We start from the raw sequence: 24787 nt of genomic DNA on the forward strand, positions 1-24787 counted from the left end.
CGATGTTCCGCTCGCTCTCGAGCGTCAACTACCGCATCTGGTTCGCCGGAGCACTGGTGTCGAACGTGGGCACCTGGATGCAACGTACGGCGCAGGACTGGATCGTGCTCACCGAGCTGACCGATCACGATGCGGCGGCGGTAGGCATCGTCATGGCGCTTCAGCTCGGGCCGCAGCTCCTCCTCGTGCCGTGGTCCGGGTTGATCGCCGACCGTCTCGATCGGCGACGCACTCTGATGGTGACCCAGGCATCCATGGGCATTCTGGGCCTCGGACTCGGCCTCATCGTCGTGACGGGCGTCGCCCAGCTCTGGCACGTCTATCTCTTCGCCCTGCTGCTGGGGATCGCCTCCGCGATCGACGCGCCCGTGCGGCAGACGTTCGTCTCCGAACTCGTCGGCGGCTCCAACCTGTCGAACGCCGTGGCACTCAACTCGGCCTCGTTCAATGCCGCGCGCATGATCGGCCCCGCCGTCGCGGGGATCCTGGTCGCCGTGATCGGCGCGGGGTGGGTCTTCCTACTGAACGCGGTGACGTTCGGCGCGGTCTTGGCTTCGCTCGCGTTCATCAGGGTCGATCAGCTGCGTCAGAGCAAGCGTGCGCCGCAGGGCAAGGGCCAACTGCTCGAGGGCTTTCGCTATGTGCGGGCGAGGCCTGATCTTCTCGTGATCTTCGTGATCGTCTTCATCATCGGCACGTTCGGCATGAACTTCGCCATCTTCACGTCGACCATGGCGAGCGTCGAGTTCGGGCAGGGGCCCGAGGCTTTCGGCCTGCTCTCGTCGGTCATGGCGGTGGGATCGGTGACGGGGGCGCTGATGTCGGCTCGACGCGACCGGCCACGGCTCCGACTCACATTCGTCGCGGCCACCGCATTCGGCGTGAGCTGTCTCGCCGCCGCCGTCATGCCGAGCTACTGGGGATTCGCCCTCGTGCTCGTCTTCGTGGGGCTCTCTGCTCAGACGCTCATGACCACGGCGAACGGCACGGTGCAGACGACGACCGCGCCCGAGATGCGTGGCCGCGTGATGGCGCTCTACATGGCGGTCTTCATGGGCGGAACTCCCCTCGGCGCACCCGTCGTCGGATGGGTGGCGAACAGCTTCGGCCCTCGCTGGGCGATCGGTGTGGCCGCCGCGTCGGGGCTCGTCGCCGCTGCGATCGGTCTCGGCTGGCTCATCGTGTTCCGGCACCTGCGGTTGCACTACGACCGCGCTGCGCATCCGCACTTCATCGTGAGTCACGACGGACGACCCTACGCGCGCAGCAGCGCGCCCGAAACTGCAGCGGAGCTTGAAGAGGATCTCGCCCTCGACGAGGCGGATGCGCGGAGATCCTGAGCGCGGATCCCCAAGCGTCAAGCGTCAGGCGATGTCGACGACGGTGACCCCAGACGACCGATCTCCCGCAGCAATGGCTTGGAGTGCCGCAGGCGCCTCGGCCAGCCCGATCCGGTGCTCGATGAGTCGGGCCGGGTCGAGGGCGCCACTCAGAACGAGGTCGAGGAGCGCCGGGTAGTCCGACGCCGGCATTCCGTGACTGCCATGCAGAGAGAGCTCTTTGGCGATGATCGTCGGGAGCGGGACCGCGGGCTCCTCTGAGAACAGACCGATCTGCACCTGTCGACCGAGCGGCGCCAGCGCGAGCACGCTGAGCCGCATCGTCGCCTGCCTGCCCAAGGCCTCGACAGAGACCTGGATGCCGGCAGGGGCAACGGAGGCGATCGCCTCGAGGACCTGAGACTCGGAGAGGCCGGACGAGTCGATGGTGTGCGCCGCTCCCAACGACGAGGCACGCTCGAGCGCGACAGGGTCGATATCGACGGCGATCACCTCGGCGCCGAGAGCTATACCGATCATCGCGGCACTCAGCCCCACTCCGCCGCAGCCGATGACGAGCAGGCGTTCACCGCGTTGGAGCCTCGCCCGGTGCACGAGACCTCGATAGGCCGTCGCGAACCGGCAGCCGAGAAGGGCCGCAGCACCCGAGTCGAGCCCGTCTGGAACGGGGATGAGGTTGACGTCGGCATTGTGCAATGCCACGAGCTCGGCGAAGGACCCCCAGTGCGTGAACCCGGGCTGCGTCTGATTGCGGCAGACCTGGCCGTTTCCGCCCGCGCATTCGGGGCAGCGCCCACAGGCCGAGACGAACGGAACCGTCACGCGTTCGCCGATCCGGAACCTCGTGACCTCCGGTCCCACTGCGGCGATGCGGCCGACGAGTTCGTGCCCGGGAACATGCGGGAGGGCGATACCGTCGTCATGGCCCAGCCATCCGTGGGCATCGCTGCGGCAGACTCCCGTCGTCTCGACTCTGATGACGACGCCGGCGGCCGAGGGAACGGGATCCGGCACGTCGCGAAGCTCGGGGGTACCTCCGAATTCAGTGAAGACAACGGCGCGCATGGGTCTCTTTCTCGCAAGGGGCGACTCCGACGATACCGGCCACGATCGACGTCGGAGCCAGTCTCTAGACTCGGGACATGCGCCAAGGAATCGTCATCCTTCCCCAAGACCCTTGGTCGATCGCTCGCCGAAAGTGGCAGTCCGCCGAGGGGCTCGGCTTCGATCACGCCTGGACCTACGATCATCTCTCGTGGCGCTCCCTCGCAGACCAGCCATGGAACGCGACCATCCCCACGCTCACGGCCGCGGCGGTCGTCACCGAGAGCATCCGCCTCGGCACCTTCGTCTCATCGCCCAACTTCAGGCATCCGGTGCCCTTCGCCAAAGAGATCGCGACGGTCGATGACATCTCGGGCGGTCGGTTCGTGCTCGGCGTCGGGTCTGGCGGAACGGGCTTCGACGCGTTCGTGCTCGGCCAGCCCGAGTACACGCCGCTTCAGCGGCACGAGCGCTTCGCGGAGTTCGTGACTCTGCTCGACGAGCTGCTGCGGCACGAGGGCGAGGGAGCACGGGGCATCTCCTTCGACGGCGACTGGTACGAAGCGGTCGACGCGCGCATGGTCGGGGTCGCGACGCAGCAGCCGCGGGTGCCGTTCGTGCTCGCCGCGAACGGCCCGAAGGGCCTCGCGCTCGTCGCGAAGCACGGGCAGGGGTGGGTCACCACGGGCAAAGACGGCGCCACCGGCGAGGAGTGGTGGTCTGCGGTGGCCACCCTGGCCGGCCGTCTCGACGACGCGGCGAACGCGGCGGGCCGCGAGCCGGCATCCATCGATCGTTATCTCTCGCTCGACTCGGGCGGCCAGTTCTCTCTCGAGAGCGTGGGCGCGTTCGACGACATGGTCGGCCGCGCGGCACAACTCGGCTTCACCGATGTGATCTCGCACTGGCCCAGGCCAGAGGGAATCTACGCCGGCGACGAAGAGGTTCTCTACGAGGTCGCCTCGCGATTCTGAGCGGCTCTAGCCGACCAGGTTCTAGCCGACCAGGTTCTGAGCGAACACGTGCGGGGTGAAGCCGGTGAGGTCGTTGATGCCCTCACCCTGGCCGATGAGCTTGATGGGAATGCCCGTCTTCTCCTGCACCGCCAACACGAAGCCGGCCTTCGCCGAGCCGTCGAGTTTGGTCAGGACGAGGCCCGTCACCCCGGCGTGCTGAATGAACGCCTCCGCCTGGGCGAGACCGTTCTGGCCCGTGGTCGCGTCGAGCACCAGAAGCACCTCGGCAACCGGAGCCTGCTTCTCGATGACGCGACGGATCTTGCCGAGCTCATCCATCAAGCCGCCCTTCGTCTGCAGACGACCGGCCGTGTCGATGACGACGATCTCGGTGCCGTGCAGCTTCGCGAACTCGATGGTCTGAAAGGCGACGGATGCGGGATCCTGGCCCTCGTGCTGCGGCCGCACGATGGCAGCGCCGGCACGTTCTGCCCAGGTGGCGACCTGCTCGACGGCGGCTGCGCGGAAGGTGTCGGCCGCGCCGATGACCACCGTGCGCCCGTAGGTGGCGAGAAACTTGGCGAACTTGCCGATCGTGGTGGTCTTGCCGACCCCGTTCACACCGACGACGAGCACCACGGCCGGGCGCTCCGAGAGGTGCAGGGTCGTGTCGAGCCTCGAGAGCCGCTCCTCCATGGTCTCGCGGAGCATGCGCTGCAGGTCTTTGGGGTCGGTCGTCTTGAAGCGATCGACCTTGGCTCGCAGGTCGCTCACCACGGAGTCGGTGACGTCCGGCCCGAAGTCGGCCTTCAGCAGCGCGTCTTCGAGGTCCTCCCACGTGTTGGCGTCGATCGTGGGCTTGGTGAACATGCCCCGGAGGGCGCCAGACAAAGACCAGGGGGTGCGTTCAGCCATACGACAAGACTAGCGGCGCGCGTTCAGCCGACGGCCTGCACGAAACCGTCTGAGCGCTCCGCCTCAGCGGCCAGGTGGGCGAGGCGCTCGGGCAACTCGATTCCCTTCCGTGCCATGGACTGCGCCCACAGCCGACCCGCCCGGTAGCTCGACCGCACCAGCGGCCCGGCCAGAACGCCGAGGAAGCCGATCTCCTCTGCCTCCTGCTTGAACGCGACGAACTCCTCGGGCTTGACCCAGCGCGACACCGGAAGGTGGCGAGGGGTCGGACGCAGGTACTGCGTCAACGTGATGATGTCGGTGCCGGCGTCGTGCAGATCCTGCAGTGCCTGACTCACCTCGGCCGGCTCCTCGCCCATGCCGAGGATGAGATTGGACTTCGTGATGAGCCCGGCGTCGCGGGCCTGCGTCAACACATCGAGCGATCGCTCGTATCGAAACGCGGGGCGGATGCGCTTGAAGATGCGCGGCACGGTCTCGACGTTGTGGGCGAACACCTCAGGCCTCGACGAGAATACCTCCGCGAGCAGATCGCTGTTGCCCGAGAAGTCGGTGGCCAGGATCTCGACCCCCGTGCCGGGATTACGACGGTGGATCTCGCGCACGGTCTCGGCGTGCAGCCAGGCACCCTCGTCCGGTAGGTCGTCGCGGGCGACTCCGGTGACGGTCGCATAGCGCAGGTTCATCTTCTCGACCGACTCGGCGACGCGCCTCGGCTCGTCGGTGTCGTAGTCGGCGGGCTTGCCTGTGTCGATCTGGCAGAAGTCGCAGCGGCGGGTGCACTGAGACCCACCGATGAGGAACGTCGCCTCGCGGTCCTCCCAGCACTCGAAGATGTTCGGGCACCCGGCCTCCTGGCAGACGGTGTGCAACCCCTCGTCTTTCACGAGGCTCTGCAGGGCGCGGTACTCGGGCCCGAAGCGCGCCTTCGTCTTGATCCACTCCGGCTTCTTCTCGATGGGCGTCTCGGCGTTCCTGATCTCGAGGCGCAGCAGTTTGCGCCCCTCGGGCACGGCGCTCACGCGGCGACCTCCGCGACGGCGTCGGCAGAGAAGCCCGCGAGCGCCGACGAATCGGCGAACCGTTCGGCGATGAGCGGAGCGACATCGCTCGGCGTGACGATGCGACCGAGACACTCGCTGATCGTCGTCACCCCCGCGTCGCGGATGCCGCACGCCACGATTCGCGAGTAGGGCGCGAGGCTGTTGCTGCAATTCAGGGCGAACCCATGCATCGTCACACCATGGGCGATCCGGATGCCGATGGCCGCGATCTTGAGATCCGTTCCGTTCGCCGAGACCCAGACCCCCGACCGCCCCTCGACGCGTCCGCACTCCACGCCGAGCTCATCGAGCACCTCGATGAGAACGCCCTCGAGACGGCGCACGTAACCCACGACATCGACAGGCTCCGCGAGTCGCAGAATGGGGTAGCCGACCAGTTGGCCGGGCCCATGCCAGGTGATCTTGCCGCCCCGGTCGACGTCGACGACCGGGGTGCCGTCGGTGGGCCGTTCCGACGCATCCGTTCGTCGGCCTGCCGTGTACACGGACTGGTGCTCGAGCATGATGAGAGTGCCGGGCGAGCGACCACCGACCACCTCGTCGTGGATGCTGCGCTGCATAGCCCAGCCCTCTCGATACTCCAGTGCGTCGTCGCCGAATCCGGCAAGGAGAAGCTGCGTCATGCCGGAAGTCTAACTATTTAATAGACGCAGTCCAATTAATCACGCCGGCTGGTTGTCGCCGACGCGCTGGCCGACGACGGCCGACACCCCGTCTTGTCGCATCGAGACTCCATAGAGGGCGTCGGCGATCTCCATCGTGCGCTTCTGATGCGTGATCACGATGAGCTGACTCGTCTTTCGCAGGTCTTCGAAAATGGTGAGCAGCCGGCCGAGGTTGGCGTCGTCGAGAGCTGCCTCCACCTCGTCCATGATGTAGAACGGGCTGGGTCTGGCCTTGAAGATCGCGATCAGCAGCGCGACCGCAGCCAGCGATCGCTCGCCGCCCGACAGCAGCGAGAGCCGTTCGATCTTCTTGCCAGCGGGTTTCACCGAGACCTCGATGCCTGTGGTGAGCAGATTCGATGGATCGGTGAGGCTGATGCTGCCCGTGCCGCCCGGGAAGAGAATCGGGAACACCTCTTGGAACGCCGCCTTCGTGTCGGTGAAGGCCTCGTCGAAGATGACCTGCATCTTCACGTCGATCTCGTCGATGATCGTGAGCAGGTCTGTTCGGGTCTTGGTGAGGTCGGTCAGCTGCTCGGTGAGGAACTTGTGCCGCTGCTCCAGCGCGTCGAACTCCTCGAGTGCGAGCGGGTTCACGCGGCCCAGCTCGGCGAGCTTGCGTTCGGCCTTCGCCAATCGGGCCTGCTGCTGCGCGCGATCGAAGGGGATGCCCGCGGTCTGCCCCTCGACGGGCTCAGGCGACGGCGTATCGGAGGGGATCAGCTCGTCGGGGCCGTACTCGGAGACGAGCACGTCTTCGACGAGACCGAGCTCGCTGCCGACGCGCTCGAGCACGCTCGACAGATGCAGCTTCTTCTCATAGATCTGCAGCTCGAGTCCGTGCACGTTCTCGGTGATCGCCTGCAGACGCTCGCGCAATGCCGCTTCGTCTCGGCGCAGGGCGAGCAGCTCCTGATTCTGTTCCGCGCGCTCCGCCTCGGCGCGAGCCTGTTCGAGGCGCGCCTCAGCCACCGAGGCCTCCACCGAGCTGAGCACCGCGGGCAGTGCTTCGACCACGTCGGTCGCCGCCTCGACCTGACGGCGCCGGATCACGGCTCGGCGGGCCGCCTCTTCGGCCGCTGCACGGTCTGCCTCGACCTGCTTCTCGAGGGCGGCTCGACGAGCCTCCTCGGCGCGCACCCGCTCGCGAGCTGTCTCCAGCTGGAGCCGCGCGCCGATCTCCCGCTCCCTGGCGCTCTCGAGCTCGGCGTACAGCGCATCGCGCTGACTCACGTCGAGCATCGGGCGCGGGCGGGACTGCGCGGTCTCGAGTTCGTCCTTCGCCGTCGCCGCCGCCCGCTCGGCCTGGGCGACAGTCTCCTCCGAGGCCGCGAGGGCCGTACTGAGCCGGTCGAACTCACCCGTCGACGCGTCGAGTTGTGCCTTGAGCCTGGCGAGCTTCTCGGTCTGCGCGGCGAGCGCGGAGTCGAACTCGCGGAGAGCCGCCAGGGCGTTCGCCGACTGCTCCTTAGCCACCTGCACTATTCCGCGCTGCTCGGCGAGGGCGAATTTCGCCCGCTCGATCAACGAGCGCGTCTCGTCGAGGCTCACCGAAGCGGTGTCGCGCTCGGCGCGCAGCTCGATGCGGCTGCGCTTGGCTCCCGATCCCCCGCGCAGCACGTACTCGGTGAGTACGTCTCCCGATCGAGTGATGAGGGTGGCGCCCGCGTGCTTCGACACCGTCGGCCAGACCTCGCGGGCGGTCGCCAGGTCGTCGACGACGAGCGTTCGGGCAAGCAGTCCGCGCACGCCGGAAGGCGCGGTGATCACATCGGCAGCCGCGATCACCCCGGCCACAGCGGATGCGATGGGCGAGGCGACCTCGTCGGCGACCGAATCGGAGGGGTCGGCCACGACGATCTCGACGCGACCCAGCTCGTCACTGTGCGCCAGGTCGATGGCGGTGCGCGCGGCATCCGGGGTCTCGGCGAGTACGGCATCGGCCAGCGTGCCGAGGGCTGCCGCGATCGCGGCCTCGAAGCCCGGCTTGGCGGTCACGTTGTCGGCCACGAGTCCGAGCACGCCCGGAACCTTGGCGGCAATCAGATCGGTGGTGCCGTCTTTCTGGTCGAGGGCGAGCGTCAGAGCGCTCGTTCGGGCGGCGAGTGCATCCCGTTCGCGCTCGTGGCCGTGCAGCGTCTCGCGCAGGATCTCGATCTCGGCCTCGGCCTCGAACAGGCGGGCCTGCGCGAACTCGTAGGCCTCGTCGAGGTCGGTCTCCGACGTTCCTGAGACCGCGGCCTCTGCTTCGAGGAGGGCGAATTCTGCCTGCGCCGACTCTCGTCGGGCGGTCGCGGCCTCGAGGGCGTTGGTCTGCCGCAGCACCTCGCCGCGAACGGCCGCCAGACGCGAGTTCGCCGTGTCGACCTGGCCCTGCAGCTTGGAGATCTCGAGGTCGTGCCTCGAGACGAGGGCACTCTGCGCCGCGATCTCCTCGTCGACCGAGTCGAGCGCAGAGCGCGCCGTCACGGAGTCGGCCTGCGCAGCAGTGAGAGCCAGCTCGGCCGCGGCGACCTCGCCGCGAAGCCGAACGATCTCGTCGGCCGCGTCGGCGACCATCTGCGGCGTGACCGTGGGCCCTGCGGCCGTACCCTCGGCATCCGACCCCAGCAGCGCGAGCCGTTGATTCGCCAGAGTGAAGAGCCCGCGCAGGCGCTCCTGCACCGACTCGAGACCGAAACTCGTTCGCCGTGCGATGTCGACGGCATCGCCCACCTGAGCGTTCTCGATTCGCGCCACCCGAAGCTGATTCTGCTCGAGGCGCTCCTGCAGCACGATGCGCTCGGTGCGGCGCTCGTTCTCGGTTCGTCCGTGTTCGGAGAGCGCGGTGCGCAGCGTCACGACCTCGTCTGCGAGAAGCCGGGCGCGCGCATCGCGAACGACCATGGCGATCGACTGCGCCTCTTTCGCGACCTCGGCCTGGCGCCCCAGGGGCTTGAGTTGACGCCGGATCTCGCCGGCGAGGTCGCTGAGGCGCGTGAGGTTGGCCTGCATCGCCTCGAGCTTGCGCTGCGTCTTCTCCTTGCGGCGACGATGCTTGAGGATTCCTGCGGCCTCCTCGATGAACCCTCGACGCCCCTCGGGTGTAGCGTGCAGCACGGCGTCGAGCTGGCCCTGACCGACGATCACGTGCATCTCGCGCCCGAGGCCGGAGTCGCTCAGCAGCTCTTGCACGTCGAGAAGGCGGCACCCCTCTCCGTTGATCGCGTACTCGCTGCCGCCGTTGCGGAAGAGCGTGCGGCTGATCGTGACCTCGGAGTAGTCGATCGGCAGCGCACCGTCGGAGTTGTCGATGGTGAGGATGACCTCGGCCCGGCCGAGGGGCCCCTTGGTGGCCGTGCCGGCGAAGATGACGTCTTCCATCTTGCCGCCGCGCAGCGTCTTCGCGCCCTGCTCGCCCATGACCCAGGCGAGGGCGTCGACGACGTTGCTCTTGCCCGACCCGTTCGGGCCGACCACGCAGGTCACCCCGGTCTCGAACGCGAAGGTGGTGGGGTGAGCGAACGACTTGAAGCCCTTGAGGGTCAGGCTCTTCAGATACACCCGAGGCCCTCCGCTTCGTTCCGACTGCCCGTGATTGCTCTACGGTACCGAACAGGCGCGAAACCGGGGGCGAGGCTCGTCAGCAATGCTCGAACGCGTGGCCGGGCTCGTTCTCGGCGACGAGGTTGCGGTCACGGAGGATGGTGGTGGCGGGCCGGTCGCCGGATGCGCAGATCTCGTCGAACGGGGCTGAGAGGTCGTCGGTGTACTCGATGTCGATGACCGCGTCGCCGTACACCTCGGCGTAGGCGCCGCACTCCTCGAAACGCACGCATTCCTCGGTGACGGCGAAGTCGAAGCCCGCCTCCGTGCGCCCGCGCTCGCCCAGCTCGGCCGAGTTCTTCTGCCCGATCGCCATGGCGCGCCCGTGAGCGCGGTCGGCGAAGAGCTTCGCGAGCGCCAGGTTGTCATCGACGCTGAGGCGCCCCTCGCTGCGCGAGTACGTGTCGAGATTGTCGATCTCGACGGCGTCGAAGCCCTTGTCTGCGCAGATCTCGATCGATGCGCCGATCATGCGCGAGATGCGCTGCCTCTTCTCAGGGCTCGAGGTGTCGAGAATGAATTCGTCGGGCCAGTTCGGATCGATGATGGCGTGGCCTGCGTCATCCCGCAGCACGAGGTCGGGGTTGTCGATGTTCCACCGCTCGTCGTCTCCGGGCTGGGATTGGAAGCCGTTGACGTAGCAGATCGAGTACACGCCCTCCGCGGGCTCGGAGGTGCTGTCGCGCGCGACCATCTTCACCGCGTCATCGACGTCGTAGCTGCCGCCGAGCTGGTAGTCCGCCGGCTCGCCGAATGGGGGAAGCGTGACGCCGTCGACAGCCGCTGTGATGACGTAACTCGGCGTCGGGGTAGGCATGGCATCGGATGAGCCGTTCGACGCGCACCCTGCGGCGAGGACGACGACCGTGAACGCCGTGACGCCTCCGGCTGACAGTGTCTTGATCGAGCTCCGCATAGCGCTCATGCTAGGCGGCGTACGCTTGATCCGCCGCCTCGCATACTTCGCGCCGGGGCATCGCTCACTGATTGGACGCTCCCGAAGGAATGGCTCACTCCCCGATCGTCTCCCCTGGAGCCGCGCTGACACCCGCCGAACTGAGCCGGTATTCGCGGCAACTCACTCTGCCCCAGATCGGCATGAACGGCCAGAGGCGGCTCAAGGCCTCGCGCGTTCTCGTGCTCGGAGCGGGCGGACTCGGCTCCCCCATCCTCACCTCCCTCACCGCCGCGGGCGTCGGAACGATCGGTGTCGTGGACTCCGACACCGTCGAGCCCTCGAATCTTCAGCGCCAGACTCTGTTCAGCACTGCCGATGTCGGCAGGCAGAAGGCCGTCGCCGCGGCCGACGCCTTGGCCGAGCTCAATCCGCTGATCGACGTCGTTCCCCTGGTGACGCGCCTGACCTCGGCGAACGTGCTCGCGCTTGTGGCCGACTACGACGTGATCGTCGACGGCACCGACAACTTCGAGACCCGCTATCTCGCCCACGACGCGGCGAAGCTGCTGGACAAGCCCTACGTCTGGGGGTCTGTGCTGCGCTTCGACGGCCAGGCGACCGTGTTCTGGGCTGCGCCTCCGGCCTCCCTCGGCCAGGGCGTCACGGTGCGCGATCTCTTCGCCGAAGAACCCGCGGCCGACGAGGGCGAGACGTGCGCCACCGCGGGCGTTCTCGGATCGATCTGCGCGTCGATCGGCTCGGTCATGGCGACCGAGACCATCAAACTCCTGCTCGGGTTCGGCGAGCTGCTGCTCGGCCGCCTGCTCGTGCACGACGGTCTGGATGCGACGTGGCGCGAGATCCGCTTCGGCCCGGCCGCTCGCGATGCTGCTCCCCGAGAGCGCGCGGCCGCATCTTTCTCCTCTTCACCCGCCACCCCGCAAACGAAAGGCACTCCCGTGACCCAGCCCGACGCATCCACCGCCCAGCCCGAGCCGTCGGCCGAACGGCTGACCCCCGCCCAGCTGAAGGATCTGCTCGACGCCCGCGCGCGAGGCGAGCAGAAATTCGTGCTGGTCGACGTGCGCGAGCCGTGGGAGCGCGACATCGTCGCTATCGAGGGATCGGAGCTGATTCCGATGAGCCAGCTACTGAGCGACGAGGCGCGCGAGAAGATGCCGCAGGACGACAGGGTGATCCTGTACTGCCACCACGACGGGCGCTCGGGCCAGGCCCGCGACTACATGGCGCAGAACGGCTGGTCGAACATCTCCGACCTCGGCGGCGGGGTCGACGCGTGGGTCACCGAGATCGAGCCCGACAAGGCTCGGTACTGACGCGCTCGCGCCTGTCGTCCGTCTGGGGCAGAGTCGTCGTATGGACGACAAAGAGATTCTGCACACCTATCTGCGGCGCGGGCGCGACAGCCTGCTGACGAAGATCGATGGGCTCAGCGACTACGACGCCCGCCGACCGCTGACCCCGACGGCCACGAATCTGCTCGGTCTCGTGAAACATGTCGCGGGCGTGCAACTCGAATACTTCGGTGTGACGTTCGGTCGACCCGCCGACCGCACGGTCTCCTGGCTCGCCGAGGATGCGGCGGACGATGCCGACATGTGGGTTCCCGCCGCCGAGTCGCGCGCCGACATCATCGAGTTCCACCATTACTCAGCGGCGCACAGCGATGCCACGATCGATGCCCTCAGCCTCGACGCGATCGGCGACGTGCCGTGGTGGCTACCGGAGACCCGCCGCGTCACACTGCACCAGATTCTCGTGCACGTGATTGCAGAGACCGCTCGGCATGCGGGGCACGCCGATATTCTGCGCGAGAGCATCGACGGAGAGGTGGGCCTGCGAGACGCAGACCCGAACATCCCGGGACGCTCAGCAGAGGAGTGGGCCCTCTATCGCGCCATGATCGAGGCTGAGGCGCGCCGTGCCTAGCCGCCGGCGAACGGGGGCAGCACGTCGAGGCGGTCGCCGTCGCGCAGCACGATGTCTCGATCGGTCGTCGAGACCTCGTTGAGAATGAAAGAGCAGCGCGCGAAAACCGCACGGGGATCCTCGCCCAACTCGTCGAGCAGGGCGCCGATCGTGTGTTCGTCTCCGATCGAGCGCGTCTCTTCGGCCACGCCCGTGGCAGCCTTGGCCGCGGCGAAGTACCTCACCTGAACCTGCACGTCAGCCTCCGATCGCGCTCATGGATCGGGCAGGCTGTTCGAAGCCGGAGGCGTTGATGCCGTGCCCGGATGGCTTCGCCCACATTGCCGCGCGCCAGAGGTCGGCGATCGCCTCGTCGGTCGCCCCACCGCGGAGCAGCGCGAGCAGGTCGGTCTCTCCCTCGGAGAAGAGGCAGCTGCGAACCCCACCCTCGGCGGTGATGCGGGTGCGGCGGCAATCGTCGCAGAAGTTCTCGGTGACGCTCGCGATGATGCCCACCATGCCGAGCAGCTCGCCGGTCGGGTCGGACTTCTCGCGCACCTGGTAGAGCTCGGCCGGGGCTCCGTCGCGCGGAGCCTCATCGGGCGTGAGCACGTAGCGCACCTCGAGCTTCTCGCGGATCTGGGCAGCGGTGATCATTCCGTCGCGCGTCCACGAGTGATCGGCATCCAGCGGCATCTGCTCGATGAAGCGCAACTGATGACCGCCCGCCAGAGCCCACTCGAGCAATTCGACACCCTGGTCGTCGTTGATGCCCGGCATCAGCACGGCGTTGATCTTCGTGCGCTCGAGGCCCACGGTGCGCAGCTCATCGATGCCCTCGAGCACGCGGTTGAGGAACGGCCGGCGGGTGATCGTGGCGAAGGTCTCGGCGCAGATCGAATCAAGCGACACGTTGACCCGGTCCAGGCCCGCCGCGGCGAGCGCCTCCGCGCGACTCTTCAGCCCGATCGCGTTGGTCGTGAGAGAGATCTCGGGACGGGGCTCGAGGGCCGCGCAGTCTTCGATGATCTCGACCAGGTCTTTGCGCAGCAACGGCTCGCCACCCGTGAATCGAATCTGCCGTACTCCGAGCTCGTGCACGGCGATGCGGGCGAGGCGCGCGATCTCTTCGCGGGTCAGGAGCTTGGGCCCGGCCAGGAACGGCAGTCCTTCGGCGGGCATGCAGTACGTGCAGCGCAGATTGCACTTGTCCGTCAACGAGATGCGCAGATCGGTGGCCGTGCGACCGAAGCGGTCGAGCAGGCCGGCCGCGGCGGGGCGATCGGATGCCTGCGGCTGGCCGGGCGTCACAGCGGTGCCCCGGATCGGGATCGTCGGCATGCCGAGCGTGATGCTCATTCACCCAGCCTACGTCGTTCCTCGGCGACCGGACCGTGCTGCTGCTCGCTACGTTTGTCGAGACGACGTGTCAGACAGGTCCCAATCCGAAGGTCAGGAGGCGAGTGAAGTCGGTCTGCGGGTTCAGAAGCACCTCTCGCGTCGCGCCCTGTTCGACGATGCGCCCTTCCTCGAGAACGATCACGCGGTCGGCCAGCGCGAGCGCGTCGAGCGGGTCGTGAGTGACGATCACCACCGTGCGATCGGCGAGGACCTCTGCAAGGAGGCGCCGCATCAGCGGGGCGACCCCCGCGTCGAGGGCACCGAACGGCTCGTCGAGCAGCAGCAGTTTCGGCTCGGTCGCCAGCGCCCTGGCCACCGCGACGCGTTGGGCCTGCCCGCCCGACAGCCGGCGGGGGCGCCGGTCGGCCAGCCCCGTCGCATCCACTCGCTCGAGCCATCGCTCGGCGATGCGGCGGGCCTGGGCGCGATCGGAGCCCGTGCTGCGGGGGCCGAACGCTACGTTGTCACGCACGCTGAGGTGGGGAAAAAGCAGGGCCTCCTGTGCCAGGAGCGCGACGCCCCGGGAGTGGGGCGGCAACCAGACGTCGCGGCCGTCGTGATTGGTCGAGACCAGGGTCGTGTCACCCAATCGGATGTTCGCCGAATCTGGTCTCGTAAGGCCCGCGAGAACGTCGAGGAGGGTCGACTTTCCGGCTCCGTTCGGCCCGAGGACGGCGAGCGTCTCGCCCTCGACGAGCGAGAATCGCGCATCGAGCCGGCCGGGTTCGACGACAACATCGACGTCGAGGCTCATCGGATCTCCCTGCGCCCGTAGGTGACGACCATAACGATCACCGCGACGACCACCAGCACCAGGGCGAGGGCCACGGCCGCGTCCGGGTCCGTCTCCCGCTGCAGGTAGATCTCGAGCGGCAGCGTTCGCGTCACGCCCTCGAGGCTGCCCGCGAACGTGAGGGTCGCACCGAACTCTCCGAGAGCCCGGGCGAAGGCGAGCACCGCGCCGGTGACCAGCCCGGGTAGAACAAGCGGCAGGGTCACTCGCCGAAAGACGGTGCTGGGCGAGGCCCCCAGGGTGGATGCGATGGCCTCGTACCGCGATCCGGCCGCGCGCAGGGCCGCCTCCAGGCTGAGCACCAGGAATGGCAGGGCGACGAAAGTCTGCGCGAGCACGACGGCGACGGTCGAGAACGCGATGCTCACTCCCATCGTCTCGAGTGACGAGCCGAGCACGCCGCGTCGGCCGAAAGCGGCGAGCAGCGCGATGCCGCCGACGACTGGCGGCAACACGAGGGGAAGGAGGATGAGCGCCCGGAGGATGCGCTTGCCGGGAAAGCTCGTGCGCGCCAAGACGAGTGCGAGGGGCACACCGAGCACGATGCAGAGTACGGTGCTGGCGACCGATGTTCGCAGGCTCAGGGCGAGCGCCGCGAGCGACGAGGGGCTGCTGACGAGGGCAGCGAAGTTGGGCCAGTCGACCCGTGTTGCAAGGCTGACGATCGGCACGATGACGAGCAGTGCTCCGACGGCGGCGACGATGGCTACCCACGAGGGGATGCCGCCGAGACTCGGGCGCTGCCGTATGCGAGCGGACACTATGGCTTCGCGAAGCCCGCAGAGGCGAGGATCTTCTGGCCGTCCACGCCGGTGACGAGCGTCACGAATTCTTCTGCGAGCTCGGGGTGGGCCGACGTTGTCGTGATTCCGACCGGATACCTGTTCACTGCGCCCGCGGATTCGGGGAAGGAGATTCCCTCGACCGAGTCACCCGCGGCATCGACGTCGGTCACGTACACGAGACCGGCATCCGCCTCGCCCGACGAGACCTTGCCGAGCACGTCGGTCACGGCGGACTCCTCGCTGACGGGGCTGAGCGCGATGCCCGTGGCTTGCTCGATCTTGACGGTGGCGGAACCGCAGGGAACCTGCGCAGCGCAGATGACAACCTTGGCGTCGGGCTTGCTCAGATCCGCGAACGAGGTGATCCCGGCCGGATTTCCCCGAGGAACGGCGATCTCGAGGGTGTTGCTCGCAAAGAGCTCGGGCGTGCCGGCGATCAGCTTCGCATCGGTCAGCTTCGCCATGTTCTTCTCGTCGGCGAAGGCGACGACGTCGGCAGGCGCTCCCTCGGTGACCTGCGACACCAGATCGGCCGAGCCCGCGAAGTTCAGCGACACCGTCACGCCCGGGTGCGATGCCTCGAACTCGCTCGCCAACTCGGTGACGGTGTCTTTCAGCGATGCGGCGGCGAAGACCGTGAGCGTCTGCTTCACGACCGGAGTCGCGCTCGGTGCGCTCGTGTCGTTCGCCGAGCCCGTCGAAGGCGATGCGCACCCGACGAGAAGACCGACGGCTGCGAGGAGGACGAGAGACGCGAGGGCGGCCCGCTTCATGAGAGGCTCCGCGGCGCCTCGACGATGACATTGGTCGACTTGATCACGGCGACGGCGACGGAACCGGGCTTCAGGTCGAGCTCGCGAACGGCCTCGGTGCTCATGAGCGACACGACGCGATGGGGCCCGCACTGCACCTCGACCTGGCTCATCACCAGGTCGCTCGTGACCTTCGTGACCAAGCCCACGAAACGATTGCGCGCTGAACTGTTCATGTCGGACGGATCGGCCGGGCTGGCCGAGTGCTCCTGAGCCAGACGCGCCAGCGCAACGCCCTCTACTACTTTGCGGCCCGCTTCATCGAGCGACGCCTCGAGCACGCCGTTCTCGATCCAGCGCCGCACCGTGTCGTCGCTCACGCCGAGGAACACTGCGGCATCTCTTATCCGTATCTGCGTCACAAAGCCCAGTTTAGTTCCTCATACGCGCCACTAGCGAGCGTCGGTCGGCGTGGCTGACGCGCTCATGTGGCGCGAATCGACCTGAAACGGGAGTCATGGGTCGATTTGTGACCAGCGGATGCCGCTGCCGCTGCGAGACAATAGACGGGTGACCTCCCGATTGCTCGACCATCACCGCGTCGCGGTAGAGGCGCTGCTTGCGCCGCTCGCGCAGGATCGCGCCGTCGAGACACTGCCGGTCTCCGCGGCGCGGATCGCCGGAGCTCCCGACACCTATCGTCATCGCGTGCTGGCTGTGGACATCGTCTCCCCGACAGACCTGCCGCCGTTCGACAACTCGCAGATGGATGGCTATGCCGTGCGGGCCGCCGAGCTGACAGACGCCGCACCGCATGCGACGGCGCGGTTGCAGATCGACACACAGATCAACGCGGGCGACACGATCGCCGAGCTGGCTCCCGGCACGGCGGCGCCCATCATGACCGGAGCTCCGCTGCCCGTCGGCGCCGACGCCGTCGTGCCTATCGAGCGTGCGATTCCCGACCGTTTCCCGACCGCAGGCGAGAGCCCCCGAGCCGATGGAATCGTCGAGTTCTCGGCAGCGCCACGACCCGAGGAGTTCGTGCGCCGACGCGGCTCCGACGTCGGCGCCGGTGATCTGTTGCTCGCAGCGGGAACCTCGCTCGGGCCCGCCCAACTCGGCGTGATAGCGGCCACCGGGCTCACGACGGTCGACGTACTGCGTCGCATCCGGGTACTGCTCATCGCCACCGGCCATGAGATCAGAGAACCCGGCACCACTCTCGAACCCGGGCAGATCTACGATTCGAACAGCGCGGTGCTGAGCCAGGCCCTCATCGAGTCGGGCTGCACGGTCGTCGCGTGGCCGTGCCGCTCCGATGACGCGGCAGAGCTGCTGCACATCGTCGAGAAGGGCGCGCCGACCGCCGATCTCGTGATCACCGTCGGAGGAGTCAGTGCCGGGGCGCGCGAGGTCGTGCGCGACGCGCTCGGCCCGCTCGGTGTGGAGTTCTCACACGTGGCCATGCAGCCCGGGGGACCTCAGGGTCTGGGCCTCGTCGAGGCGGCCGGGCATCCGAACGGATTGCCCGTCGTGACCTTCCCGGGCAACCCCGTAAGCGCTCTCGTCTCGTTCGAGATGTTCGTGCGCCCCGCGCTCCGCAGCCTCGCCGGATTCGTCCGGACCGAACGCGAGGTGCTGCGCCTGCCCCTGGCCGAGTCCGTCGACTCGCCCGCCGACAAGCATCAGGTGCGCCGCGCATCCATCGATGCCGACGGTCTCGTTCGACTCGTTGGCGGGCCGAGCTCGCACCTGCTGCATTCCTATGCGGCCTCGACCGCCCTTGTTCACCTTCCGGTCGGGCTCGGCCACGCCGATGCCGGAAACCCGGTCGACGTCTGGAGAATCGATGACTGACGAACCCGCCCTCACCCATGTGCGCGCCGATGGAGCGGTACTGATGGTCGATGTCACCGACAAGGCCGAGACGTCGAGGCGCGCCAGCGCGGTGGCCACGGTCATCACGCGACCCGACGTGCTCGAGCTTCTCCTCGCGGGCGAGTTGCCGAAGGGCGAGGCCCTGGCGGTGTCGCGAGTCGCCGGAATCATGGCGGCCAAGCAGACGTCGTCGCTCATCCCGCTGTGCCATCCGCTGCCCCTGTCTGGTGCGACGATCGACTTCGCGCCTGGCGACGACCGCATCGTGATCACCGCGACGGTGAAGACCCGAGGCGTCACCGGGGTCGAGATGGAGGCACTGACCGCCGCGTCGGTCGCCGCCCTCACGCTCTACGACATGATCAAGGCAGTCGACAAGCACGTGGTGATCACCGACATTCAGGTCACAGCCAAATCGGGTGGCAAGTCGGGCGACTGGACGCTCGAATGACGGGCAGCGTCGACGACCCCCGCGAGCGCCGGGCCCGCGTCATCGTCGCATCGACCCGCGCAGCGACCGGGGTCTACGACGACCGCACAGGCCCCGTGATCGCCGACTGGCTGCGGCAGCGCGGGTGGGCTGATCCGATGGTGCAGGTGGTTCCGGATGGCGACGAGGTCGTCGCCGCGCTCCAGGATGCCGTCGAATCGGGTGCCGATCTCGTCGTGACGACCGGGGGCACGGGAGTCAATCCCACAGACCGCACTCCGGAAGCCACACTGCCGCTACTCGAACGAGAGCTGCCGGGAGTGATCGAGGCGATCCGTCGACGCGGTGCCGAATCCACGCCCCTCGCCGCACTCACCCGCGGTCATGCCGGAATAGCACGGGGCAGGAGCTTCGTCGTGAATCTTCCGGGCTCGACAGGCGGGGTGAAAGACGGGCTCGCCGTGCTCGACGAGCTTCTCGACCACGTGATCGATCAGTTGCACGGAGGAGACCATGAGCGCTGATATCTCCTCCTCGGTAGCGGACTCCGCGCCTGAGTCTGCTGACGATTTCGGCGAGTCGGCACCCGCGGTCGTCGCCTTCGCACGAGTCACGGATGCGCCCATCACGGTCGACGAGTGCGTCGCCGCCGTCGAGAACGACCACGCCGGAGCGGTCGTGACTTTTGCGGGGGTCGTGCGCGACCACGACGAGGGCAAGGGCGTGACGTGGCTGAGGTACTCGGCGCATCCGACGGCCGACGCGGTGTTGCGTGAGGTCGTCGCCGAGACGGCCCGCGCGTACCCCGGAACGACAATCGCCGCGGCACACCGCGTCGGAGATCTCGCAATCACCGACGTGGCCCTGGCCTGCGCCGTCGCATCCGCCCACCGCGGCACGGCGTTCGCCGCGTGCGCCGCGCTCGTCGACGAGATCAAGGCGCGCGTGCCGATCTGGAAAGAGCAGGGCTTTACCGACGGCACCACGGAGTGGGTAGCCGCCCTCGGCTGATGTGCTGCTTGGGTGCGCCGCTACGCACCCGAGGAGAGTCCGGCCGCCTTGGATGCTCGAACGACAATGACCACGAGCCCGGCGACGAACGTTGCAATGGCAACCCAATAGGCCGGCAACGCCACCAGCCCGATCAAGTCGAACGTCACGGCGAGCGCGAGCGCGGCGAGGGCCGGCATCAGGGCAGCCGCGTGGCCGACTCGCCATGACTCCTCATCGCGCATAAGCGAGGGAAGACGGAGTCCCACCATCGGATTGACCGTGAGCGACCCTCGCTTGGCAGCCAGGCAGATCACGGCGATCAACGCGAGAAGGCCAGCGGACAACCAGCCGAGAAGAACCAAAGCGGCAACAGGATCCTGCGTTTCCATAGGGTTATTCTGCTCCCCCCACGCGGTCACCTCCGCCACCCCTGGAACACCGTGTGTGTGCCTGCGAGCAGAAGCGGTGGTTCTCGGCGCGGTGAGTTACACGCTCGACACATGTGTGAGGTGTACTGGAACCCAGCACCACCGCAACGATTCGGTACGAGGAGACGTACATGGACCTCAACACCGTGAACCGAGTGGTTCCTGCCCGAAGCCGGGCCGACCTCCGAGAGCTCGGCAAGGGGGCCGTGCCTCTGGCCGGCGGAAGCGTGCTCTTCGCCGAGCCCGACCCTCAGATCCACACCCTCGTCGATCTGCAGACGTTCGGCTGGGCGCCGTTCGAGGTCACCGAGAAGGGTCTCGAGGTGGCCGCCACCGCCACACTCGCCGAGCTCTCCCGGCTGCCCGATGACCGGGGATGGCGCGCCTACCCCCTCTTCTCCCAGTGCTGCACGGCTCTGTTCGGCTCGTTCAAGGTCTGGAACGTCGCCACAGTGGGCGGCAACATCTGCACCGCGCTGCCCGCCGGGCCCATGACCTCGCTGTTCAGCGCGCTCGATGCAGAGGCACTGATCTGGAAGGGCGATGGCAGCGACCTGCGCGTTCCCGTCAGCGAACTCGTCACGGGCAACACGACCACCTCGCTGGACTCCGGCGATGTGCTGCGCTCGCTGCACGTGTCCACCCGCTCACTCGGCTCGCGAACGGCCTACCGAAAGATCGCGCTCTCGGCCATCGGTCGAAGCGGCGCGGTCGTCATCGGCAGACTCGACCCCGTCGACGGGAGCTTCGTGCTCACCGTGTCGGCGGCCACCGTGCACCCGGAGCAACGGCGATTCGCGGGCCTGCCCACGGCATCCGAGTTGCGCGCCGCAATCGAGAGCATCGACAGCTGGTTCACGGATGCGCACGGCGCGGCGGATTGGCGGCGCGCGGTCAGCGTCGTGCTGGGCGAGGAGATTCGGTTGGAACTAACGGAGGCATCTCGATGACGTTCTCGATCAACGGTGAGACGTTCGACTCGGAGCCCCGGGCCGGACAGAGCCTGCGCACCTTCATTCGAGACCAGCAGCACTTCGAAGTGAAGAAAGGCTGCGACACCGGAGACTGCGGCGCGTGCTCGGTGCTCATCGACGGCACGCCCGTGCACTCGTGCGTGTACCCGGCGTTCCGCGCCGAAGGCAAAGACGTGACGACCGCCTCAGGGCTGGGTATGCCGGGCGATCTGTCGGATGTGCAGCAGAGGTTCGTCGATCACGCCGCGTTCCAGTGCGGGTTCTGCACCGCGGGCATGGTCGTCACGGCGTCGACCTTCGATGACGACGACCTGGCAGAGCTGCCACGCCTGCTGAAGAGCAATCTCTGCCGGTGCACGGGTTATCGCGCGATCCACGAGGCTATCGACCACGTGCACACCGACTCCTGCGGCGTCGAGCTCGAGCCCAGCGCCGCGGCACCGGAGCCGCATACGACGCCGGTCATCAAGACCGGGCCGCGCGCATCCATCGGAACCTCGGTCGCGGCGCCGGCCAGCGAGCGGGTGGTCAGCGGGCAGGAGCCGTTCACCCTCGACGTCGCGGTCGCCGGGCTGCTGCACCTCGTCGTACTCAGCTCGCCGCACGCGCACGCGCGCATTACGGCGATCGACACACGGCGCGCATGCGCCCTGCCCGGCGTTCACGCGGTACTCACGCACGAGCACTCCCCCGACACCCTGTTCTCGACCGCCCGACACGAGTCGCGACTCGACGATCCCGACGACACGCTGGTGCTCGACAGCGTCGTGCGCTATCGCGGCCAGCGCGTGGCCGCTGTCGTGGCCGACTCGGTCGGTATCGCCGAGGCCGCCGCACGTCTCATCGAGGTCGACTACGAGGTGTTGCCCGCCGTCTTCGACCCGCACCTGTCGACGCTCGAGGGCGCACCGAGCATCCACGGCGACAAGAACGGAACCACCTCGCGCATCGTCGACCCGCAGCACAACCTGGTCGCCGAGCTGCACGGAGAATACGGCGACGTGGCCACCGGGTTCTCCGAGGCCGCGCACACGGTCACGGGAACCTGGCAGACGCAGCGCGTGGCCCACACGCACCTCGAGACCCATGCCACGATCGGCTGGCTCGACGACGACGATCGGTTGGTGCTGCGGACGAGTTCGCAGGTTCCCTTCCTGGTGCAGACCGAGATCTGCCGCCTGTTCGACCGCGACCCCTCCACCGTTCGCGTCTTCACGGCTCGAGTGGGCGGCGGCTTCGGCGGAAAACAGGAGATTCTGACCGAGGACATCGTGAGCCTCGCCGTGCTCGTCACGGGGCGGTCGGTGCAGTACGAGTTCACTCGCGAAGACGAATTCACGATCTCGCCGACGCGGCACCCCATGGAGGTGGAGGTCACCCTCGGAGCAGACGAGGGCGGCCTGCTCACCGCGATGAAGGTCGAGTTGCTCTCCGACACCGGCGCCTACGGCAACCACGGCCCCGGCACGATGTACCACTCGTGCTCCGAGTCGGTGAGTCTGTATACCGTGCCGAACAAGCGGGTGGATGCCCGCTGCGTCTACACCAACAACGTCCCCTCGGGCGCGTTCCGTGGCTACGGACTCGGGCAGGTGATCTTCGCCATCGAGTCGGCTCTCGACGATCTGGCGCGCGTCGTCGGCATCGACCCGTTCGAGCTGCGCCGGCTCAACTCCGTGACACCCTCAGACCCGCTGATCGTCACCCACGTCGAGGGAGACGATCTGATCCTCGGCGGCTACGGGCTCGATCAGTGCATCGATCTGGCCGAGAAGGCTCTTGCGAGGGGAAACTCGACGGTTGCGCCGAGCGGCGCCGAGTGGCGGGTAGGCCAGGGCATGGCCTCGTCGATGATCGCCACGATGCCCCCGCGCGGTCACTTCTCCGAGGTGACCGTCACGGCCGACGCCGACGGCGGCTACACCGTCGGTGTCGGCACCGCGGAGTTCGGCAACGGCACCACCACGGTGCACACGCAACTCGCTGCGAGCGCGCTGTCGACGAGCCCGACGCGCATCCGGGTGAGGCAGAGCGACACCGACGCCGCGCGCTACGACACCGGCGCGTTCGGGTCGGCCGGCACGGTCGTCGCGGGCAAGGCCGTGCTCGCTGCCGCGGAGTCGCTCGCGCGCGAGTTGCGACAGCTCGCCTCCGAACACACGCAGACGGCGCCGGATGCCTGGACCCTCGACGACGGCACGCTCGTCTCGGGCGATCGACGGCTGTCGGTCGCGGAGCTCGTCGGCCCTGAGGGACTGACGGCGACGGCGAACGAAGACGGCGCTCGACGCTCCATCGCCTTCAACGTTCACGCGTTCCGCGTTGCCGTGAACACACTCACCGGCGAGGTGCTCGTCCTTCAGTCGATCCAGACGGCGGACGCCGGCTTCGTGCTCAATCCTGCTCAGCTGCGTGGTCAGATCGAGGGCGGCGTGGCCCAGGCCATCGGTACGGCGCTCTACGAGGAGATCATCAACGACGGCGAAGGCACGGTGCTCACCACCGTGCTGCGCAACTACCACATCCCCCAGCTCTCCGACCTGCCCGTGACCGAGGTGTACTTCGCCGACACCCGCGATCCACTCGGGCCGTTCGGCGCCAAGTCGATGAGCGAGGCGCCCTACAACCCGGTGGCACCCGCCCTCGCGAACGCGATCACCGACGCGATCGGCCGCCGCCCCATGGAGCTGCCGATGTCGCGCGACCGCATCTGGCGGTTGCTGCAGGACTAGTCGCTCGGCGCTACGGCCACGTCACCCGGGTCGCCGCCGTGCGATGGATGGCGCCGGTCTGCGAGCGCAGCGACGCACCAGCCGCCCCGGTGCGACTCGCGATGACCTCGGCGAGGATCGATACAGCGGTCTCCTGCGGGGTGCTTCCGCCGATATCGAGTCCGATCGGTGAGTGCAGTCGCGCGATCCGCGCCGCGCTGACGCCGGCATCCTCGAGGGCTCGGATCCGCCGCTCGTGGGTGCTCCGAGAGGCCATCGCTCCGACGAAGGCCACCGGCAGCCGCAGAGCCTCTTCGAGCAGGGGGATGTCGAACTTCTCGTCGTGGGTGAGCACGCAGATCACGGTGCGCGAATCGGTGTGGGTAGACCGGAGGTATTCGCTCGGCCAGGCCACGACGACCTCGTCGGCCGACGGGAAGCGCCGCGGCGTGGCGAACAGTGGCCGCGCGTCGCAGACGGTCACGTGGTAGCCGAGCAGACTGCTGGCGTCGGCGAGCGCCGCAGAGAAGTCGACGGCCCCGAAGATGATCATGCGCGGCGCTGTGGCGGCCACGACGAACAGCACTCGCAGCGCCTCGTCGTCACAGTCGACATCGAGCGTTCCTGACAGCCCCGACGACACCCGCGCCGTCAGTTCGTGCAGGATGCGCTGCGCGGCGGCGGGATCGAGCCCGTCGCGTTCGACCTCGGGCGCCGACGCCGTCGCCGCGATCACCGTGCCCGCGGCCCGACCGGCGACGATAATGGCGACGCCGGCCGGGCGGCCGTCGCGCGTCGCCTCGAGTTCGTGCACCACTCGCGCGTCGAGCGCGCCGCGGGCGCCGCCCATCGTGATCTCGTGCGCGAAGACCTCGATACGCCCGCCGCAGCTCAGGCCGGCCTCGAAGGCGTCGCCGTCGGTGAAGCCGAACTCGGCCAGAACGGGCGCGCCCGTCTCGAGGACCGTCTCGGCGGCCTGGTAGACCGCGCCCTCGACGCATCCGCCCGAGATGCTGCCGAGCACTCGCCCCTGGTCGTCGACGGCCATCGATGTGCCGAGGGCCCGCGGGGCCGAGCCATCCACGGTCGTGACGGTCGCGACCGCGAGTCGTCGACCCTCGCCGAGGGCCTCAAGCAGGTCTGCTGCGATATCGAGCATGAGAACATCTCTTTCGGCCTCGAGGACGGCGATCAGGCCTCGCCTCGACCGACACAATCCTGACACACAGAGGTGCTAGAACTG

Annotated in this window: 23 protein-coding genes and 1 pseudogene; 10 read left to right on the plus strand and 14 right to left on the minus strand. The window is 68.0% G+C overall.

Translation table 11 applies throughout. The annotated features are described in order from the left end of the window. Positions 1-2 precede the first annotated feature (2 nt). Positions 3-1340 (plus strand): MFS transporter, encoded by a 1338-nt coding sequence (locus ASE64_RS01320; protein WP_200920114.1) that lies wholly within the window; start codon positions 3-5, stop codon positions 1338-1340. Positions 1341-1364: 24 nt separating this feature from the next. Here ASE64_RS01320 and ASE64_RS01325 read toward each other — a convergent pair whose 3' ends face one another. Next, positions 1365-2405, minus strand: coding sequence for an alcohol dehydrogenase catalytic domain-containing protein (locus tag ASE64_RS01325; RefSeq protein ID WP_055774839.1), 1041 nt, complete (start codon positions 2403-2405; stop codon positions 1365-1367). Between the two features lie 77 nt (positions 2406-2482). On the opposite strand from ASE64_RS01325, the gene ASE64_RS01330 reads away from it, so the two are divergent. Next, positions 2483-3358, plus strand: a complete 876-nt coding sequence (locus ASE64_RS01330) for an LLM class flavin-dependent oxidoreductase (protein ID WP_055774841.1) — start codon at positions 2483-2485, stop codon at positions 3356-3358. A 21-nt stretch (positions 3359-3379) separates the two neighbouring features. Here the strand turns inward: ASE64_RS01330 and ftsY are convergent, their stop codons facing one another. From ftsY to ASE64_RS01355, 5 genes are all read right to left on the minus strand, one after another. Further along, a complete protein-coding gene (gene ftsY, locus ASE64_RS01335) occupies positions 3380-4255 on the minus strand; it encodes a signal recognition particle-docking protein FtsY (protein ID WP_055774844.1) in 876 nt (291 codons plus the stop codon). Between the two features lie 23 nt (positions 4256-4278). After that, positions 4279-5277 (minus strand): lipoyl synthase, encoded by a 999-nt coding sequence (gene lipA, locus ASE64_RS01340; protein WP_055774847.1) that lies wholly within the window; start codon positions 5275-5277, stop codon positions 4279-4281. After that, entirely contained in the window at positions 5274-5942 is a 669-nt protein-coding gene (gene lipB / locus ASE64_RS01345) for a lipoyl(octanoyl) transferase LipB (protein WP_055774850.1), read from the minus strand. Before lipB ends, lipA begins: the two co-directional genes overlap by 4 nt. Positions 5943-5981: 39 nt before the next feature. Beyond that, the gene (gene smc, locus ASE64_RS01350; RefSeq protein ID WP_055774853.1) at positions 5982-9527 is read right to left on the minus strand and encodes a chromosome segregation protein SMC; all 3546 of its coding nucleotides are present in this window, start codon (positions 9525-9527) and stop codon (positions 5982-5984) included. A 79-nt stretch (positions 9528-9606) separates the two neighbouring features. Beyond that, a complete protein-coding gene (locus ASE64_RS01355) occupies positions 9607-10485 on the minus strand; it encodes an endo alpha-1,4 polygalactosaminidase (protein ID WP_055774856.1) in 879 nt (292 codons plus the stop codon). 89 nt (positions 10486-10574) lie between these two features. On the opposite strand from ASE64_RS01355, the gene ASE64_RS01360 reads away from it, so the two are divergent. Together ASE64_RS01360 and ASE64_RS01365 are read left to right on the plus strand one after the other, a co-directional pair. Beyond that, on the plus strand, positions 10575-11804 hold the full coding sequence (locus ASE64_RS01360; protein WP_055774859.1) for a ThiF family adenylyltransferase: 1230 nt from the start codon (positions 10575-10577) through the stop codon (positions 11802-11804). A 40-nt stretch (positions 11805-11844) separates the two neighbouring features. After that, positions 11845-12417 (plus strand): DinB family protein, encoded by a 573-nt coding sequence (locus tag ASE64_RS01365; protein WP_055774862.1) that lies wholly within the window; start codon positions 11845-11847, stop codon positions 12415-12417. On the opposite strand, the gene ASE64_RS01370 is transcribed toward ASE64_RS01365, so the two are convergent. The 6 genes and pseudogenes from ASE64_RS01370 to ASE64_RS01395 all read right to left on the minus strand — a co-directional run bounded on the left by ASE64_RS01370 (position 12414) and on the right by ASE64_RS01395 (position 16549). Further along, positions 12414-12653, minus strand: coding sequence for a MoaD/ThiS family protein (locus ASE64_RS01370; RefSeq protein ID WP_055774864.1), 240 nt, complete (start codon positions 12651-12653; stop codon positions 12414-12416). The two genes, ASE64_RS01365 and ASE64_RS01370, sit on opposite strands and share 4 nt — an antisense overlap. Before the next feature lies 1 nt (position 12654). Continuing rightward, on the minus strand, positions 12655-13755 hold the full coding sequence (gene moaA, locus ASE64_RS01375) for a GTP 3',8-cyclase MoaA (RefSeq protein WP_055774867.1): 1101 nt from the start codon (positions 13753-13755) through the stop codon (positions 12655-12657). Positions 13756-13825: 70 nt separating this feature from the next. Then, positions 13826-14485: pseudogene (locus tag ASE64_RS01380) on the minus strand (sulfate/molybdate ABC transporter ATP-binding protein); the annotation flags it as partial. A 62-nt stretch (positions 14486-14547) separates the two neighbouring features. Then, positions 14548-15339: an ABC transporter permease gene (locus ASE64_RS01385; RefSeq protein WP_055777250.1), complete on the minus strand. Its 792-nt coding sequence runs from the start codon at positions 15337-15339 to the stop codon at positions 14548-14550. 11 nt (positions 15340-15350) lie between these two features. Then, a complete protein-coding gene (gene modA / locus ASE64_RS01390) occupies positions 15351-16148 on the minus strand; it encodes a molybdate ABC transporter substrate-binding protein (protein ID WP_055774874.1) in 798 nt (265 codons plus the stop codon). Further along, entirely contained in the window at positions 16145-16549 is a 405-nt protein-coding gene (locus ASE64_RS01395; protein ID WP_055774877.1) for a TOBE domain-containing protein, read from the minus strand. The genes modA and ASE64_RS01395 overlap by 4 nt, the downstream gene beginning before the upstream one ends. 148 nt (positions 16550-16697) lie before the next feature. Here ASE64_RS01395 and ASE64_RS01400 point away from each other — a divergent pair, with 148 nt between their 5' ends. Genes ASE64_RS01400 through ASE64_RS17625 form a run of 4 tightly spaced genes read left to right on the plus strand, consistent with a single transcriptional unit; the run spans position 16698 to position 19449 of the window. Next, entirely contained in the window at positions 16698-17987 is a 1290-nt protein-coding gene (locus tag ASE64_RS01400) for a molybdopterin molybdotransferase MoeA (protein ID WP_235480454.1), read from the plus strand. Next, positions 17980-18459, plus strand: a complete 480-nt coding sequence (gene moaC, locus ASE64_RS01405; RefSeq protein WP_055774884.1) for a cyclic pyranopterin monophosphate synthase MoaC — start codon at positions 17980-17982, stop codon at positions 18457-18459. Before ASE64_RS01400 ends, moaC begins: the two co-directional genes overlap by 8 nt. Further along, positions 18456-18962, plus strand: coding sequence for a MogA/MoaB family molybdenum cofactor biosynthesis protein (locus ASE64_RS17620; RefSeq protein WP_055774887.1), 507 nt, complete (start codon positions 18456-18458; stop codon positions 18960-18962). Before moaC ends, ASE64_RS17620 begins: the two co-directional genes overlap by 4 nt. Next, entirely contained in the window at positions 18952-19449 is a 498-nt protein-coding gene (locus ASE64_RS17625; RefSeq protein ID WP_200920074.1) for a molybdenum cofactor biosynthesis protein MoaE, read from the plus strand. The genes ASE64_RS17620 and ASE64_RS17625 overlap by 11 nt, the downstream gene beginning before the upstream one ends. Before the next feature lie 20 nt (positions 19450-19469). Here the strand turns inward: ASE64_RS17625 and ASE64_RS01420 are convergent, their stop codons facing one another. Continuing rightward, positions 19470-19820, minus strand: coding sequence for an SdpI family protein (locus ASE64_RS01420; RefSeq protein WP_156351588.1), 351 nt, complete (start codon positions 19818-19820; stop codon positions 19470-19472). 170 nt (positions 19821-19990) lie between these two features. Between ASE64_RS01420 and ASE64_RS01425 the strand changes: the two genes are divergently transcribed. Further along, complete coding sequence (locus ASE64_RS01425; RefSeq protein WP_055774893.1) at positions 19991-20809, plus strand: FAD binding domain-containing protein; 819 nt, start codon at positions 19991-19993, stop codon at positions 20807-20809. Next, a complete protein-coding gene (locus ASE64_RS01430; protein ID WP_055774896.1) occupies positions 20806-23565 on the plus strand; it encodes a molybdopterin-dependent oxidoreductase in 2760 nt (919 codons plus the stop codon). The genes ASE64_RS01425 and ASE64_RS01430 overlap by 4 nt, the downstream gene beginning before the upstream one ends. Positions 23566-23575: 10 nt before the next feature. On the opposite strand, the gene ASE64_RS01435 is transcribed toward ASE64_RS01430, so the two are convergent. Beyond that, entirely contained in the window at positions 23576-24703 is a 1128-nt protein-coding gene (locus ASE64_RS01435; RefSeq protein WP_055774899.1) for an XdhC family protein, read from the minus strand. Positions 24704-24787: the final 84 nt, after the last annotated feature.

The organism is Agreia sp. Leaf210 (genome assembly GCF_001421485.1).
Taxonomy (GTDB): Bacteria; Actinomycetota; Actinomycetes; order Actinomycetales; family Microbacteriaceae; genus Agreia.